Here is a 12587-nt window from a genome sequence, read left to right as displayed (position 1 = left end):
AGCAAAAAAAATCAACGAGCTCTCAACGCGCCTTCAGCCGCCGCACCGAGACATCCCCCACCCACTGCACGAGGCTCACCAGCCCGATCAGCACCACGATCACCACCGCCATGACGGTGGTGTCGAAGCGCTGATAGCCGTAGCGGATGGCAATGTCGCCCAGCCCGCCTGCGCCAACGGCACCCGCCATGGCCGATGCGCCAATCAACGACACCACCGTCAGCGTAAAGCCGCCGATGATGCCGGGCAGCGCTTCGGGCAGCAGCACGTGCCAGACGATGTGGCGACGCTCGCAACCCATGGCCTGGGCGGCTTCCATCAGGCCGCGGTCGACCTCGCGCAGGCTGATCTCGGCAATGCGCGCGAAGAACGGTGTGGCGCTGATCGACAGCGGTACGACCGCCGCCCATACGCCAATCGTCGCGCCCACCACCAGCCGCGTGAACGGCAGCAGCGCCACCAGCAGGATGATGAACGGCGTGGCCCGAAAGCCGTTGATGAGTGCGCCCAGCACGCGGTGCACGCGCGGCGATTCCAGCGCGTTGCCCGGCGCCGTCAGCACCAGGATGAGCGCCAGCGGAATACCGGCCAGGACGGCGATCAGCGCGGAGGCCGACACCATCGTGAGCGTGTCGAGCAAGCCCTGCCAGATGCGATCAATCGTGAGCGGCGACATAGCCGAGGCTCCGGGTGTCTTGGGACAATTGCAGCGCGGCGAGCGCGTCGGCCGAGAGCGTGCTGCCCGCCGCCGCGACCAGCAGGCGCCCTTGCGTGCGGCCCTGGATGCGGTCAAGGTCGGCGCGCAGCAGGCGTGTGGGTTGGTGCAGTGCCCGGGCAATCTGCGCGAGTTCCGGCACGGCGGCGGCGCCGGTGTAGCTGAGTTCGATCAGTTGCTCGAACGGCGCGCGCGCGGGCGGCGTGGGCTGCAAACGCAGGGCGATGTCTTCAGGCAGGCCGCCGCGTAGCGGTTCGAGCAACGCCCGTGTGGCGTCGTGCTGCGGGTCGCCAAAGACGCGCCATACGGGGCCTTGCTCGGCAATGCGACCGGCTTCGAGGACGAGCACGTTGTCGCAGATATCGCGGATCACGCCCATCTCATGCGTGATGAGCACGATGGTCAGACCCAGGCGGCGGTTGATGTCGCGCAGCAGGGCGAGGATGGCGTCGGTCGTCTCGGGGTCGAGCGCGGAGGTGGCCTCATCGCACAACAGAATTTCGGGGCGATGCACGAGTGCGCGCGCAATCCCGACGCGCTGCTTTTGCCCGCCGGACAGGCGCCCGGGATACACGTGCTGCTTGCCCTCCAGCCCGACCAGCGCCAACAGCGCATCCACGCGCTCCGCGATCTCGGCCGGCGGCACGCCTGCCACCTTCAGCGGCAGCGCGACGTTTTCCCAGACCGTCTTGGCAGAAAGCAGGTTGAAGTGCTGGAAGATCATGCCGATGCGCCGGCGCAGCCCCACCAGTGCGGCCCTGCCAAGCGTGCCGACATCGACGCCGTCCACCAGCACCTGCCCGCGGGTGGGCTGTTCGAGTCCGTTGATGGTCCGCAGCAGGCTGGATTTGCCCGCACCGCTGCGCCCGATGATGCCGAAGATGCCCCCAGCCGGGATGTCGAGGTCGATGCCTTGCAGTGCATGCACATCGCCCGCCGCCGCGCGGTACGTCTTGCCGACGTTGCGAAACGTGATGGTGCCGGCGGTGGGCGTGGAGACCGCGGCATCGGCGTGTCTGGCATGCGGCGCGATCGCGTCGGTCCAGATGTGTGCGGGGTTTGAGACGAGTGTGGTCATGGCCTTAGCGTGTCACCGTGTCACCGTTTCACCCAGGGCAGAGTGAAGAGCTTGTCGTCGTTGGCATAGGACGTGCGCACCTGCTGGCGCACGGCTGGTGAGTCCTGATACAGCTTGATGAAGCGGGCGATGCGCGGGTCGTTGGCATTGTCGTTGCGGGCAACGAAGCGGATAGCGAAGTACTCGTCGTCGATGCCCGAGTACAGCAAGCCAGCGCTTGCAACGTCCGGTTTGCCCGCGTTGACGAAGTGCGCGGGGTAGCCCTGTGCAAGGTCCACGTCATCCAGCGCGCGTACGAGCTGCGGCCCTTCGATTTCGACAAACTTCAGCTTCTTCGGATTGGCGACCACGTCGTTGAGCGTGCCGCGTGCACCTACGCCATCGCGCAGTTTGATCAGCCCCGCCTTCTGCAGCAGCAACAGACCACGGCCTTGGTTGACGGGGTCATTGGCCACGGCCACGCGCGCGCCGTCCTTCAAATCGCTCAGGCGTTTGATCTTGTTGGAATACAGGCCGATGTTGCCCAGCACGCCGATGCCGACGCTCTTGAAGGCATAGCCACGTTCCTTGATCGCGTTGTCGAGAAAGGCCTGGTGCTGGAAGTAATTGAGATCCAGGTCGCCCGAGGCGAGTGCGACGTTGGGGGTGGTCCAGTCGGTCAACTCCACCACCTTGACGTCGAGCCCCTGCTTGCGGGCTTCGGCGGCGGCCACCTCCACGGAGTCGGCCAGCGCACCAGGCGTGACGCCGATACGCAGTGGCGCTGCATGAGCGGTAGCGGCAACGGTGAGGGCACTGAGTGCCAGGGCGAGTCGTTGGGTCAGTTTCATGGGCATGGTTACCGCAAAAGGAACATGCGGTGATTCCAGCATGGCAACCGGCTCCATTCCCACGAATATTTGCTTAGATGGTTACTCGGTCTGGGTTAGGGCGATACTTGCGGACGACCGTGGCAGTTCAATCACAAGGAGGGGACTCTTCGATGCATGCATCTTTCAAACGTCGCCGGGCGACGGCGGGGCGGGTGGTGGGGCGATTGCTGTTGGCAATCGCCGTCATCCTGGTGGGTCTTGCGGCGGTTGTGGGCGTGAATACGTGGCGACACGACTCGCGCCAGCTGGATGTGCCGGCCGTCACGCCGGTCGCGGTGGATGGCGCGGCCGCTGCGGCGCACCTGGCCGAGGCCGTGCGCGCACGGACCGTGTCGAGCGCCACCGATGCGCAACTGAATGCGGACCAGTTCCGCCAGTTGCACGCCATGCTCGAGGCGCGCTACCCCAAGGCGCACGCCGTGCTGCAGCGTGAGCAGGTGGGCGACTTTGCGTTGCTCTACACCTGGAAGGGCGCTGACCCGTCGCTGAAGCCCATCATGCTGATGGCCCACCAGGATGTCGTACCCATCGCCCCCGGCACCGAAGGCGACTGGACGCAGCCGCCCTTCGACGGCGTCGTCAAAGACGGCATGGTCTGGGGGCGCGGTGCGTGGGACGACAAGGGCAACCTGATCTCGCAGATGGAGGCCATCGAGCTGCTGGCCGCCAGCGGCTTCAAGCCGCGCCGCACCATCCACCTGGCCTTTGGCGCCGACGAGGAAGTGGGCGGCGAGCGCGGTGCCAAGCAGATCGCCGCGCTGCTCAAATCGCGCGGCGAACGGCTCGACTTCGTGATCGACGAAGGGCTGCTCATTACCGAAGGCGTGCTGCCGGGGCTCACCAAACCTGCGGCGCTGATCGGCGTGGCAGAGAAGGGCTTCCTCTCCGTGCAGCTCAAGGTGGGCGCTACGCCGGGGCATTCGTCGATGCCGCCCCCGCAAGGGCAGAGCGCCATCGCCATGATGAGCGCCACGCTCAAGCGGCTGGATGACGATCAATTGCCCGCGGGCATTAGGGGCGTTGCGCAGGAGATGTTTACGACGCTGGCGCCCGAGATGCAGGGTTTCAGCCGCGTGGCACTGTCGAACCTGTGGCTTTTCGGGCCGCTGCTCCAGAAGCAATTGGAGGCATCGGGCAGCTCCAACGCCATGCTCCGCACCACCACCGCGCTGACCATCGTGCAAGCCGGCAACAAGGACAACGTGCTGCCCGGCCGCGCCGAGGCCACGGTCAACTTCCGGCTGCTGCCCGGCGACACCATCGCCTCCGTCACCGCGCATGTGGAAGACGCCGCCAAGGCCGCTGCACCTAAAGGCAAGTTCGAGTTGAGCCGGCTGCCCGGTTCGAGCGAGGCCTCGCCGGTGTCGCCCACGCAATCGGCGTCGTATCAGTTGATCAACAAGACGGTGCGCGAGCTGTTCCCGGGCACGGTCGTGGCGCCCGGGCTCATGATCGGTGCGACGGATTCGCGCCACATGATCGAGATTGCCGACCATGTGTATCGGTTCTCGCCGGTGCGCGCCAAGCCGGAAGACCTGCCGCGCTTTCACGGTACCAACGAGCGGATCACCGAAGCCAACCTGGTGGAGCTGATCCGCTTCTACCACCGGTTGGTGCAGCAGGCGGCCGGGGCCTGATGTCAGTGCGCGCCAGCCAGCAGCGTGTCGATGTGCGCGTCGTTGGTGGCTTCGGGGCGGCGCAGTTGCGTGCTGCGGCTGCCATCCACCGAGATGGCCGTGTCGCCATGCACGGTCACGCGGCGTACCAGGCGCGGCTGATTGCCGTAATCGTTGATGGCGTAATGCTGCGTGGCGCGGTTGTCCCAGATGGCGACGTCGTGCTGGCGCCATTGCCAGCGCACGGTGTTGTCCAGGCGCGTCACGCGGTTCTGCAGCAGTTCGAACAGCCGCGTCGATTCGCTTCCCGGCAGGCCGGTGAAGCGCTTGACGAAATGCCCGAGCAGCAGGGCGCGTTCGCTGGTCTCCGGGTGCACGTGCACCACCGGGTGCGACGCTTCATATACCGAGGCGGTAAATACCTCGCGGTGATGCCGCAGGCGTGCGCCGTCGATCTGCGTGCGCTCGGCGCCGTAGTCGTAATCGTTGGTGTGCACGGCCCAGAGTTGCTCGGCAAGCTGCTTGAGCGTATCCGGCAATTGCTCGTAGGCGCGGGCCGTGTTGGCCCAGACCGTGTCGCCGCCGTAAGCGGGAATCGTCACCGCGCGCAGGATCGACACCTTCGGAAACGCATCGAGAAAGGTCACGTCGGTGTGCCACGAATCGGCACGGCCGCCGCCCTTTGATGCGTCGAGTTCAAACAGCTGCGTGCCGGTGGGCGCCGGCACGGTCGGGTGGGCAACGATGCGGCCGAAGCGCTTGCCGAAAGCCTGGTGCCGATCATCGTCCAGATGCTGCTGGTCGCGAAAGAACAACACCTTGTACTTGAGCAGCGCCGCATACAGGCTCGCGAACGTGTCTTCCGCCAAGTCGGCGCCGAGCTTGAGGTCGAGCACCTCCCCGCCGATATGTCCGGCCACGCGGCGTACGCGCAGGGTGCCGAACGTGGTGTCGATGGCGGCGTTGTGATCGTCTGGCATGGCGGCTCCGGCAAGAATGGCAATGGACCATGCTAGCCACCCGGTGCCCGGCCGAAAACGAACGGTTTGACATATCCAAATGCAGTTCTGTCGGTCATGCCGATGAACTGTTCGCGAAAGATGCTGAACAGTTCAGCCAAACTGTTCACAACTGTTCATGTCAACCGGTTGCGCTGCCGCGCAAGATGGAACCGTGCCGATCCGCAGCCCCCATAAAAAATCATCCACCACGAACCCCGGCACAGGAGTCTCAATCATGCGCGAAATCAGAATCTTCGAACTGGACCGGCCGGGCGTGCCGGTGAGCTGGCGGTCGGCACGGGCCCAAACCATCGCCGCACAAGCCGGGCTGTTGTGGGTCACGCAGGAGCATCAGCGCCAGGACATCTGGCTCAAGCCGGGCCAATCGATCGACGTGCCGGCGGGCGTGCGGTTCTGGTTGTCCGGTGAGCCGGTCGAAGGCACGCCGGCGCGCTTTGCCGTGACCGAAGACATCAACGCCCCGCGCCGCCTGCTGCGCTTCATCGGTTTGGTGGTGATGGCCGCGTATCGGCAGATTCTGCGCGACGACGGGCAGGATGCAGCGCGTACGCCGTCGGCACAGCGGATCGGTACGTAAGCCTTGCGTCAAGCCGGAAACACGAGCCGGAACTCGGTCCGCCCACCCGGCGGGCTGCTGGCCTGCACGCTACCGCCGTGCAGGTCCATGATGGTTTTGACGATGGCCAGTCCCAACCCGGTGGACTGGCTCGACTGCGCACCAGACTGCGTGCCGGATTGCGCCCGCGAGGGGGTGCCGCGGTAGAACCGCTCGAACAGCAGCGGCAGGGCGGCGGGCGGAATGCCCGGTCCTGGGTTGCGCACGGCGATGGCGACCCTCTGCGGCGCTGTCTAGATCGTCACGTCGATGCGCTCGCCGGTGGGGGTGTGACCCAGTGCGTTGTCGAGCAGGTTGTTGATCGCCCGGCGCAGCAACGTGGCATCTGCGCGTAGTTGCGCATCGCCCTGCACGTCGATGGTGATGTTGCGATCGGCGGCTACTGCGTCGAAGTAGTCGACCAGCACCTGCACTGGGCTGGCCTATCGACGGGAGGAAGAGCGGGAAGGCATTACGGCGCGGGCAGATTCGGCGGCGCCATCCGCCGCGCCGTAACGGTGGCGCTTATTCGGCCTGCAGTGCGGCGATGATCTTCTCGGCCTGAGCCTTGAGCTTGTCGCTGTCGGCCTGCACGCGGGCGTGCGGTTGCAGCGGGGTATCGCTGTAGCGCGGCAGCACGTGAAAGTGCACGTGCGGCACCGTCTGCCCGGCGGCGCTGCCGTTGAGTTGGAAGATGGCGATGCCCGGCGGCGTGAACGCAGCCCGCACGGCGCGCGCCAATTTGCGCGTGGTGCGGATGGCAGCCGATGCGGCATCGTCGGACAGGTCGAACAGCTCTGCCGCGCCTTCCTTGGGCAGCACCAGCACGTGGCCGTCGGCCTGCGGCATGATGTCCATGAAAGCGACGGTGTGGTCGTCTTCGTACACCTTGATGCAGGGCAGCTCGCCGCGCAGGATCTTGGCGAAGATGTTCTGGTTGTCGTAAGTCGCGTCAGGCATGGGTGTCTCCAGTAAGCGGAAAAGGCACAGGAAAGCGCTGCGCGAAGTATATAGGCGACCGTTGGCGACGCGCGTCGCGCAGGTTTGGCGCAGATCAAGCGGGGCTGTCGTCCACCGACAGCGGCGCAGCCACGTGTTCGAGCGGTTTGCGCTCAGCGGCCGTCCCCCAGTACGCCTGCACCGCGGCCGCAAGCAGCATCAGCACCGCGCCGAACGCATAGCCGCCGAACACGGCACCGCGCGAGTGCGTATCGATCAGCCAGCCGAAGAGCGCAGGCCCGGCCACGCCGCCCAGCCCGGTGCCCACGGCATAGAACAGCGCGATGGCCAGCGCGCGCACTTCCAGCGGGAAGGTTTCGCTCACCGTCAGATAGGCCGAGCTGGCGGCGGCCGATGCAAAGAAGAACACGACGGTCCACGCGATCGTCTGCGTGGCGCTGTCTAGCACACCCGCCTTGAACAGTGCGCCACTCACGAGCAACAGCAGACCGCTGATCGCATACGTGGCGGCAATCATCGTGCGCCGGCCCACCACGTCAAACATCCGCTCGAGCAGCAGGGGCCCGAGAAAATTGCCCAGCGCGAACGGCAGCAGGTAGGTGCCGACCTTCGTCGCGGGCACATCGTAGAAATCCGTCAGCACCAGCGCGTACGTGAAGAAGATCGCGTTGTAGAAAAACGCCTGTGCGGCCATCAGCGCGAGGCCCACCAACGCACGTTGCCGGTGCTGCACGAACAGCACCCGTGCGACTTCCATCAATCGGGGATGGCCGCGGCTGCGCATGCGCAATGCCGGCAGCGGCGCGGAATCGAAGCGATGGCCACGCGTGGCGATCTCGCTTTCGATGTCCTGCACGATGGTCTGCGCTTCTTCGTGGCGACCGCGCGTGATGAGCCAGCGCGGGCTTTCCGGAATCCAGAAACGCATCACCAGAATGATGAGCCCCAGCAGGGCGCCGATGAAGAAGCACAGCCGCCAGCCGGTATCGACGCTCATGTGCGCGGGGTCCAGCAACCACAACGATGCGCCAGCGCCCAACGCCGCTCCGACCCAGAACGTGCCGTTGATGGCGAGGTCCGTCCAGCCGCGCACGCGTGCCGGCGTCAGCTCCTGGATCGTCGAATTGATGGCCGCATATTCGCCGCCGATCCCCGCGCCGGTGAGCACGCGAAATACGACCAGGCTGGCAAAGCTCCACGAAAACGCCGTGGCGAGCGTGGCGAGGATGTACACCCCCAACGTGATGAAGAACAGCTTGCGGCGGCCGAGCCGATCGGTCATCCAGCCGAACAACAGCGCGCCGAACACTGCCCCGATCAGATACGCGCTGCTGGCAATGCCAACCTGCGCGTTGGTGAGATGCAGGGCAGGGCTTTGCTTGAGCGCGCCCGCCACCGCGCCGGCCAGCGTCACCTCCAGGCCGTCGAGCAACCACGTAATGCCCAGTGCAATGACCACGCGCGTGTGAAAGCGGCTCCAGGGCAGGCGATCGAGCCGGCTGGGCAGGTCTGATGTGTGAAAGGCTGGCGATTCGGGCATCGCGGCGCACCCGGAGAGGATTGCGCACGATGCAGCACGATTTATTCCCGCGAAGGCGCGGCCGAACCGTCTTGCGGTGCGCCCGCGAGCAGCGTGTCTTCAAAGAAGCGGCGGCGCGCGTCCTTATCGGGCTTGCTGCCCTGGTGCCAGAGCGTGGCTTCCGATAGCTGGTAGGCGTACAGCATGAAGGCGCGCGTCTTGGCGTCTTTGCGGGCAAAGCCGATCGCCTGGAAATGCTGGACGTAGTAGTCCATGCGATGCTCGTCGACAGCTTCAACGGCTTCTTGCGCCATCGGGTCACGCCGCGCCCAGGCGCGGATGGCGAATTCGATCATGGCCGTCCGGCGCGCGCTGCGACCGCGAAACGGCAGTGCGAGCAGATCGCGGACGAGCCCCTGCACCGACGGGTTCTGCCGCTCCAGCTTGGGGCCCACGCGCGTGCGCTCGCTCCAGTCCTGCAGCACCTGGTGCAGCAGGTCGTCGCGGTTCTTGAAGTGCCAGTAGAAGCTGCCACGCGTCACGTCCAACTGCTTGGCGAGCACATCCACGCGCACTGCATCGATGCTCTTGGTGACGAGCAGATCGGTGGCGGCGCGCACCCAGTCGTCGGGCGTGAGCTGTGCACGCGGCGCGGCAGGGGAGGCGGAATCGGCACCGACGTCGACGGTGTCGTCGTGTTTGTCGAGCAGCAGGGAAGGCTTGGGCATGAAGGCGGATTCTAGTCCCGCTAACAGGTCTGTCCAGCGCTTAAATCGTGCTGAGGCCCCCTGGTTTGCGCGGGTTGACACGGCAACAAACGCGCTCCTACCATGCACATACGTTTGTGTATGGAAGGATCGAGCTACCGTAAGCCTCGGTTTGCGGTTTAGTACAAGAACCATGCTCGACGATGCCTTCTGCACGGCGTCAAACGATAAGACATCAGGAGACATTTGCATGAAGGCATTCCGACTCGCGCTGTGCGCGGCGGCAGCAGTTGGCACATTCGCGGGCGCATTGTGCCCGAGCATCGTCCACGCCGAGACCGTCAAGATCGCGTGGATCGATCCGCTGTCCGGGCTGATGGGCGCGCTGGGCCAGAACCAGTTGCGCAGCTGGCAATACGCGGCCGATCTGGCCAACCAGCAGAACTGGAGCGGCAACGGCACCAAGTTTGAAGTCGTCGGCTTTGACAACAAGGTGTCGCCGCAAGAAAGCCTGACGATCCTCAAGCAGATCACCGACCAGGGCATCCGCTACGTCGCGCAGGGCGACGGTTCCAGCGTGGGCATGGCGCTGCAAGACGCGATCGCCAAGTACAACGACCGCAACCCGGGCAAGGAGATCATCTATCTCAATTACGCCGCGGTCGATCCGGACATGACCAACAGCAAGTGCAACTACTGGCACTTCCGCCTGGACGCCAACTCCGACATGAAGATGGAGGCCCTGACGAGCTATCTCGCCAAGGACCAGAGCATCAAGAAGGTCTACCTGCTGAACCAGAACTACTCGTTCGGCCACCAGGTGGCGCGCGCGGCGAAGGAGTACCTCAAGCGCAAGCGCCCGGACATCCAGGTGGTGGGTGAGGATCTGCACCCGCTCGCGCAGGTGAAGGACTTCTCGCCGTATGTCGCGAAGATTCGTGCTTCGGGCGCGGATACGGTCATCACCGGTAACTGGGGGAGCGATCTGGCACTGCTGATCCGCGCATCGAAGGATGCGGGCCTCACCACCAACTTCTATACGTACTACGCTGGCACCACCGGTGTGCCCACGGCGATGGGCGCATCAGGCGCCGACCGCGTGAAGGTCATCAGCTACTTCGCGCCGAACGACGGCAACGCGAAGACGAGCGCTGTGCTCGACGGCTTCAAGAAGAAGTACAACGACGATTTCTTCAACGCCGATGTCTACACCGGCATCGCCTTCCTGGCCAAGGCCATCAAGACCAGCGGTTCGGCTGAGCCGGCCAAGGTGGCCAAGGTGATGGAAGGCATGACGGTCGATGGGCTCAACGGCCCGATCGAGATGCGCAAGACCGATCACCAGGCGCAGCAGACGCTGTACGTGACGACCTGGGTGAAGGCCGACGGCAAGAAGATCAAGTACGACCAGGAAAACACTGGCTACGGCTGGCGTACCGACGTCACGCTGGAACCGCACCTGGCGGCCCAGCCGACGTCGTGCCAGATGAAGCGTCCGGCGTCGTAACGTAGCGTGCAGGTGTCCCTGGCTTAGACCGGGGACACCACGCCTGTGCCCGCCAGGTGTCCGCGGGCGTTCTCCAGAAAGCGATCCACCGTCGCCTGCACCGATTCCGGCGACCAGCCGGCAATGTGCGGCGTCAGCACGACCTGCTCCAGGTCCAGCAGCCCGGCCGGCGGCTTGGGCTCGCTCTCATATACATCCAGCCCCGCGCCGCCCAGCTTTCCTGAACGGATGGCCGCTTCCAGCGCCGCCGTATCCACCACGCTGCCGCGCGCAATGTTGACCACGTAGCCGCGCGGGCCCAGCGCTTCCACGATCGTCTGGTTGACCAGATGCTTCGTCTGCGCACCGCCCGGCGTGGCAACGATCAGGAAGTCGGCCCACGCGGCCATGTCCTTAAGCGCATCGAAGTAGCGGTACGACACCCCGTCGCGCGGCTTGCGATTGTGATAGCCGATCTGCATGTCGAAACCGGCTGCGCGGCGCGCGATCTGCAGGCCGATGGTGCCAAGGCCGACGATGCCCAGGCGCTTGCCGCATACACCGGGCTGCAGCGGAATGTCGTCGCGCCAGATACCGTTGCGTGTGGACCGATCCAGCTTGGGAATGCCGCGCACGGTGGCCAGCAGCAAGCCAAACGCGTGGTCGGCCACGCAGGCATCGTTGGTGCCGGCGCCGTTGGCTACCTTTACGCCACGCGCGCGGGCGGCATCCACATCGATGTTCTCGTAGCCGGCGCCCAGCGCGCAGGCGAGTTCAAGCTTGGGCATCGCGGCGATCTCCGCGCCGGTCAGGCCCGTCGAGCCATTGGTGAGCACGATGCGGACATCGCGCCCATCGCGCGCGATGGCGGCGTCGCGTTCGGCGCGGGTGGGTGCATGGATGACGCGGAAATGTTCAGCGATCTGCGCCATGTTCTCGGGCGTCATCGCAATGAGGAGCAGCAGGGTCGGTTGCATGGGGTAGGAAGAGGAGACGGGCCGCATGAATGGGGCGAGACCCGGCAAAGAGGTGCGTCGCGCAGCGCCTGGCGATGATAACGCGCGCTCCAACGCCACGCGGAAAGCCACGCGCGCCATGCGGTTACACACCGTTACCGATGAGCAGGTTTGGTTGCACGGGTTTGCAGAGCCGCGGCATAGACTTTGCGGCAGGAGGCGCATGGCCGCGGGCCGCAGAACAGACTGCCGGTCCGGCCCAGATGCTTCGCTTACCAGACGGGATTCATCATGCGAGCAACGAACAAGTTAGACCGTGCAGGGCGCGCAGCGCGTTGGGTGGCTGTGGCCGCATTGGCCGCCGTGGCAGCAGGGCTGACGGGCTGCGTGACGGCGCCGGCGTACCCCGGTTACGGCGCCGGTTATGGGGCAGGCTATGCCGCGGGCAGCAATGCTTACGGCAACAGCATCGCCCCGACCACCTACAGCAGCGGCTATGCCAGCGGGTACGACAACACGTACAGCAACGGCTATGGCAGCTATGACGCGAATGCGCCGCAGCCGTATCCGCAGCAGCCGGCGCCGGCGTATTCGCAGCCCCAGCCGACATATTCGCAACCGAACTATTCGCCGTATCCGAACAACGGCGACCCGTCTTATCAAGCGCCAGCGGATAACCGCTACGGCGTTGTCGAATACGTCGAAGCGGTGCCCGTGCGCGGCCAGTCGAGCGGCGTGGGTGCCGTGCTCGGCGGCGTGGTGGGCGGCTTGCTTGGCCACCAGGTTGGCGGCGGGCGCGGCAATACCGTGGCCACCATCGGCGGCGCGGTGGCGGGTGCCATGGCGGGCAACGCCGTGGAAGGCAACACGGTGGTCGGCCAGACCTACCGCGTGACCATGCGGCTGAACGACAACTCGCGTGTCACGCTCACCCAGAACAACCCCAACGGCCTGCGCGTGGGGGATCGCGCCCGCATCGAAAACAACATGGCAGTGCCGTACTAGCCACTTCCTGCATGGGAGCGCCCGCGCCGGCTTCAGAAACGGCGCGGGCCGACCGA

General features: G+C 65.5%; 14 protein-coding genes. 4 read left to right on the top strand and 10 right to left on the bottom strand.

What is annotated here, in order from left to right; all coding sequences use genetic code 11:
* Positions 1-22: 22 nt before the first annotated feature.
* The 3 genes from CFE42_RS06530 to CFE42_RS06520 are packed head-to-tail and all read right to left on the bottom strand — an operon-like array spanning position 23 to position 2623.
* A complete protein-coding gene (locus tag CFE42_RS06530) occupies positions 23-676 on the bottom strand; it encodes a methionine ABC transporter permease (RefSeq protein ID WP_004631504.1) in 654 nt (217 codons plus the stop codon).
* Positions 657-1793 carry an ATP-binding cassette domain-containing protein gene (locus CFE42_RS06525; RefSeq protein ID WP_004631505.1) on the bottom strand — a complete coding sequence of 379 codons (1137 nt, stop codon included), beginning with the start codon at positions 1791-1793 and terminating at the stop codon, positions 657-659. The genes CFE42_RS06530 and CFE42_RS06525 overlap by 20 nt, the downstream gene beginning before the upstream one ends.
* Positions 1794-1813: 20 nt before the next feature.
* A complete protein-coding gene (locus CFE42_RS06520; RefSeq protein ID WP_024542641.1) occupies positions 1814-2623 on the bottom strand; it encodes a MetQ/NlpA family ABC transporter substrate-binding protein in 810 nt (269 codons plus the stop codon).
* 152 nt (positions 2624-2775) lie between these two features.
* On the opposite strand from CFE42_RS06520, the gene CFE42_RS06515 reads away from it, so the two are divergent.
* Positions 2776-4302 carry a M20 family peptidase gene (locus CFE42_RS06515; protein ID WP_004631507.1) on the top strand — a complete coding sequence of 509 codons (1527 nt, stop codon included), beginning with the start codon at positions 2776-2778 and terminating at the stop codon, positions 4300-4302.
* A gap of 2 nt (positions 4303-4304) precedes the next feature.
* Here the strand turns inward: CFE42_RS06515 and CFE42_RS06510 are convergent, their stop codons facing one another.
* Complete coding sequence (locus CFE42_RS06510) at positions 4305-5261, bottom strand: TauD/TfdA family dioxygenase (RefSeq protein ID WP_004631508.1); 957 nt, start codon at positions 5259-5261, stop codon at positions 4305-4307.
* Between the two features lie 256 nt (positions 5262-5517).
* Between CFE42_RS06510 and CFE42_RS06505 the strand changes: the two genes are divergently transcribed.
* The gene (locus CFE42_RS06505; RefSeq protein ID WP_004631509.1) at positions 5518-5880 is read left to right on the top strand and encodes a DUF2917 domain-containing protein; all 363 of its coding nucleotides are present in this window, start codon (positions 5518-5520) and stop codon (positions 5878-5880) included.
* A gap of 8 nt (positions 5881-5888) precedes the next feature.
* On the opposite strand, the gene CFE42_RS06500 is transcribed toward CFE42_RS06505, so the two are convergent.
* The 5 genes from CFE42_RS06500 to CFE42_RS06480 all read right to left on the bottom strand — a co-directional run bounded on the left by CFE42_RS06500 (position 5889) and on the right by CFE42_RS06480 (position 9105).
* On the bottom strand, positions 5889-6131 hold the full coding sequence (locus tag CFE42_RS06500; protein WP_268747290.1) for an ATP-binding protein: 243 nt from the start codon (positions 6129-6131) through the stop codon (positions 5889-5891).
* Positions 6132-6152: 21 nt separating this feature from the next.
* Entirely contained in the window at positions 6153-6332 is a 180-nt protein-coding gene (locus tag CFE42_RS06495; RefSeq protein WP_004631511.1) for an ATP-binding protein, read from the bottom strand.
* A gap of 91 nt (positions 6333-6423) precedes the next feature.
* A complete protein-coding gene (locus CFE42_RS06490) occupies positions 6424-6858 on the bottom strand; it encodes an HIT family protein (protein ID WP_004631512.1) in 435 nt (144 codons plus the stop codon).
* Between the two features lie 94 nt (positions 6859-6952).
* Entirely contained in the window at positions 6953-8398 is a 1446-nt protein-coding gene (locus CFE42_RS06485) for an MFS transporter (RefSeq protein ID WP_004631513.1), read from the bottom strand.
* A gap of 41 nt (positions 8399-8439) precedes the next feature.
* The gene (locus CFE42_RS06480; RefSeq protein WP_004631514.1) at positions 8440-9105 is read right to left on the bottom strand and encodes a TetR/AcrR family transcriptional regulator; all 666 of its coding nucleotides are present in this window, start codon (positions 9103-9105) and stop codon (positions 8440-8442) included.
* Between the two features lie 229 nt (positions 9106-9334).
* Between CFE42_RS06480 and CFE42_RS06475 the strand changes: the two genes are divergently transcribed.
* Positions 9335-10591, top strand: coding sequence for a branched-chain amino acid ABC transporter substrate-binding protein (locus CFE42_RS06475; protein ID WP_004631515.1), 1257 nt, complete (start codon positions 9335-9337; stop codon positions 10589-10591).
* A 23-nt stretch (positions 10592-10614) separates the two neighbouring features.
* Here the strand turns inward: CFE42_RS06475 and CFE42_RS06470 are convergent, their stop codons facing one another.
* Positions 10615-11547, bottom strand: a complete 933-nt coding sequence (locus CFE42_RS06470; protein ID WP_004631516.1) for a 2-hydroxyacid dehydrogenase — start codon at positions 11545-11547, stop codon at positions 10615-10617.
* 270 nt (positions 11548-11817) lie between these two features.
* On the opposite strand from CFE42_RS06470, the gene CFE42_RS06465 reads away from it, so the two are divergent.
* The gene (locus CFE42_RS06465) at positions 11818-12531 is read left to right on the top strand and encodes a glycine zipper 2TM domain-containing protein (RefSeq protein WP_004631517.1); all 714 of its coding nucleotides are present in this window, start codon (positions 11818-11820) and stop codon (positions 12529-12531) included.
* The last annotated feature ends 56 nt before the right edge of the window (positions 12532-12587 follow it).

Origin of the sequence: Ralstonia sp. PBBBR1, assembly GCF_002256165.1 — a bacterium.
Taxonomy (GTDB): Bacteria; Pseudomonadota; Gammaproteobacteria; order Burkholderiales; family Burkholderiaceae; genus Ralstonia; species Ralstonia thomasii.
This window is presented reverse-complemented; position numbering and strand designations above follow the sequence as displayed.

Bases quoted from the DNA above. Each gene is read 5' to 3' on its own strand.
- CFE42_RS06465 (WP_004631517.1), top strand. From the start codon at position 11,818: ATGCGAGCAACGAACAAGTTAGACCGTGCAGGGCGCGCAGCGCGTTGG.
- CFE42_RS06485 (WP_004631513.1), bottom strand. From the start codon at position 8,398: ATGCCCGAATCGCCAGCCTTTCACACATCAGACCTGCCCAGCCGGCTC.
- CFE42_RS06505 (WP_004631509.1), top strand. From the start codon at position 5,518: ATGCGCGAAATCAGAATCTTCGAACTGGACCGGCCGGGCGTGCCGGTG.
- CFE42_RS06490 (WP_004631512.1), bottom strand. From the start codon at position 6,858: ATGCCTGACGCGACTTACGACAACCAGAACATCTTCGCCAAGATCCTG.
- CFE42_RS06525 (WP_004631505.1), bottom strand. From the start codon at position 1,793: ATGACCACACTCGTCTCAAACCCCGCACACATCTGGACCGACGCGATC.
- CFE42_RS06520 (WP_024542641.1), bottom strand. From the start codon at position 2,623: ATGAAACTGACCCAACGACTCGCCCTGGCACTCAGTGCCCTCACCGTT.
- CFE42_RS06475 (WP_004631515.1), top strand. From the start codon at position 9,335: ATGAAGGCATTCCGACTCGCGCTGTGCGCGGCGGCAGCAGTTGGCACA.
- CFE42_RS06530 (WP_004631504.1), bottom strand. From the start codon at position 676: ATGTCGCCGCTCACGATTGATCGCATCTGGCAGGGCTTGCTCGACACG.
- CFE42_RS06480 (WP_004631514.1), bottom strand. From the start codon at position 9,105: ATGCCCAAGCCTTCCCTGCTGCTCGACAAACACGACGACACCGTCGAC.
- CFE42_RS06470 (WP_004631516.1), bottom strand. From the start codon at position 11,547: ATGCAACCGACCCTGCTGCTCCTCATTGCGATGACGCCCGAGAACATG.
- CFE42_RS06510 (WP_004631508.1), bottom strand. From the start codon at position 5,261: ATGCCAGACGATCACAACGCCGCCATCGACACCACGTTCGGCACCCTG.
- CFE42_RS06515 (WP_004631507.1), top strand. From the start codon at position 2,776: ATGCATGCATCTTTCAAACGTCGCCGGGCGACGGCGGGGCGGGTGGTG.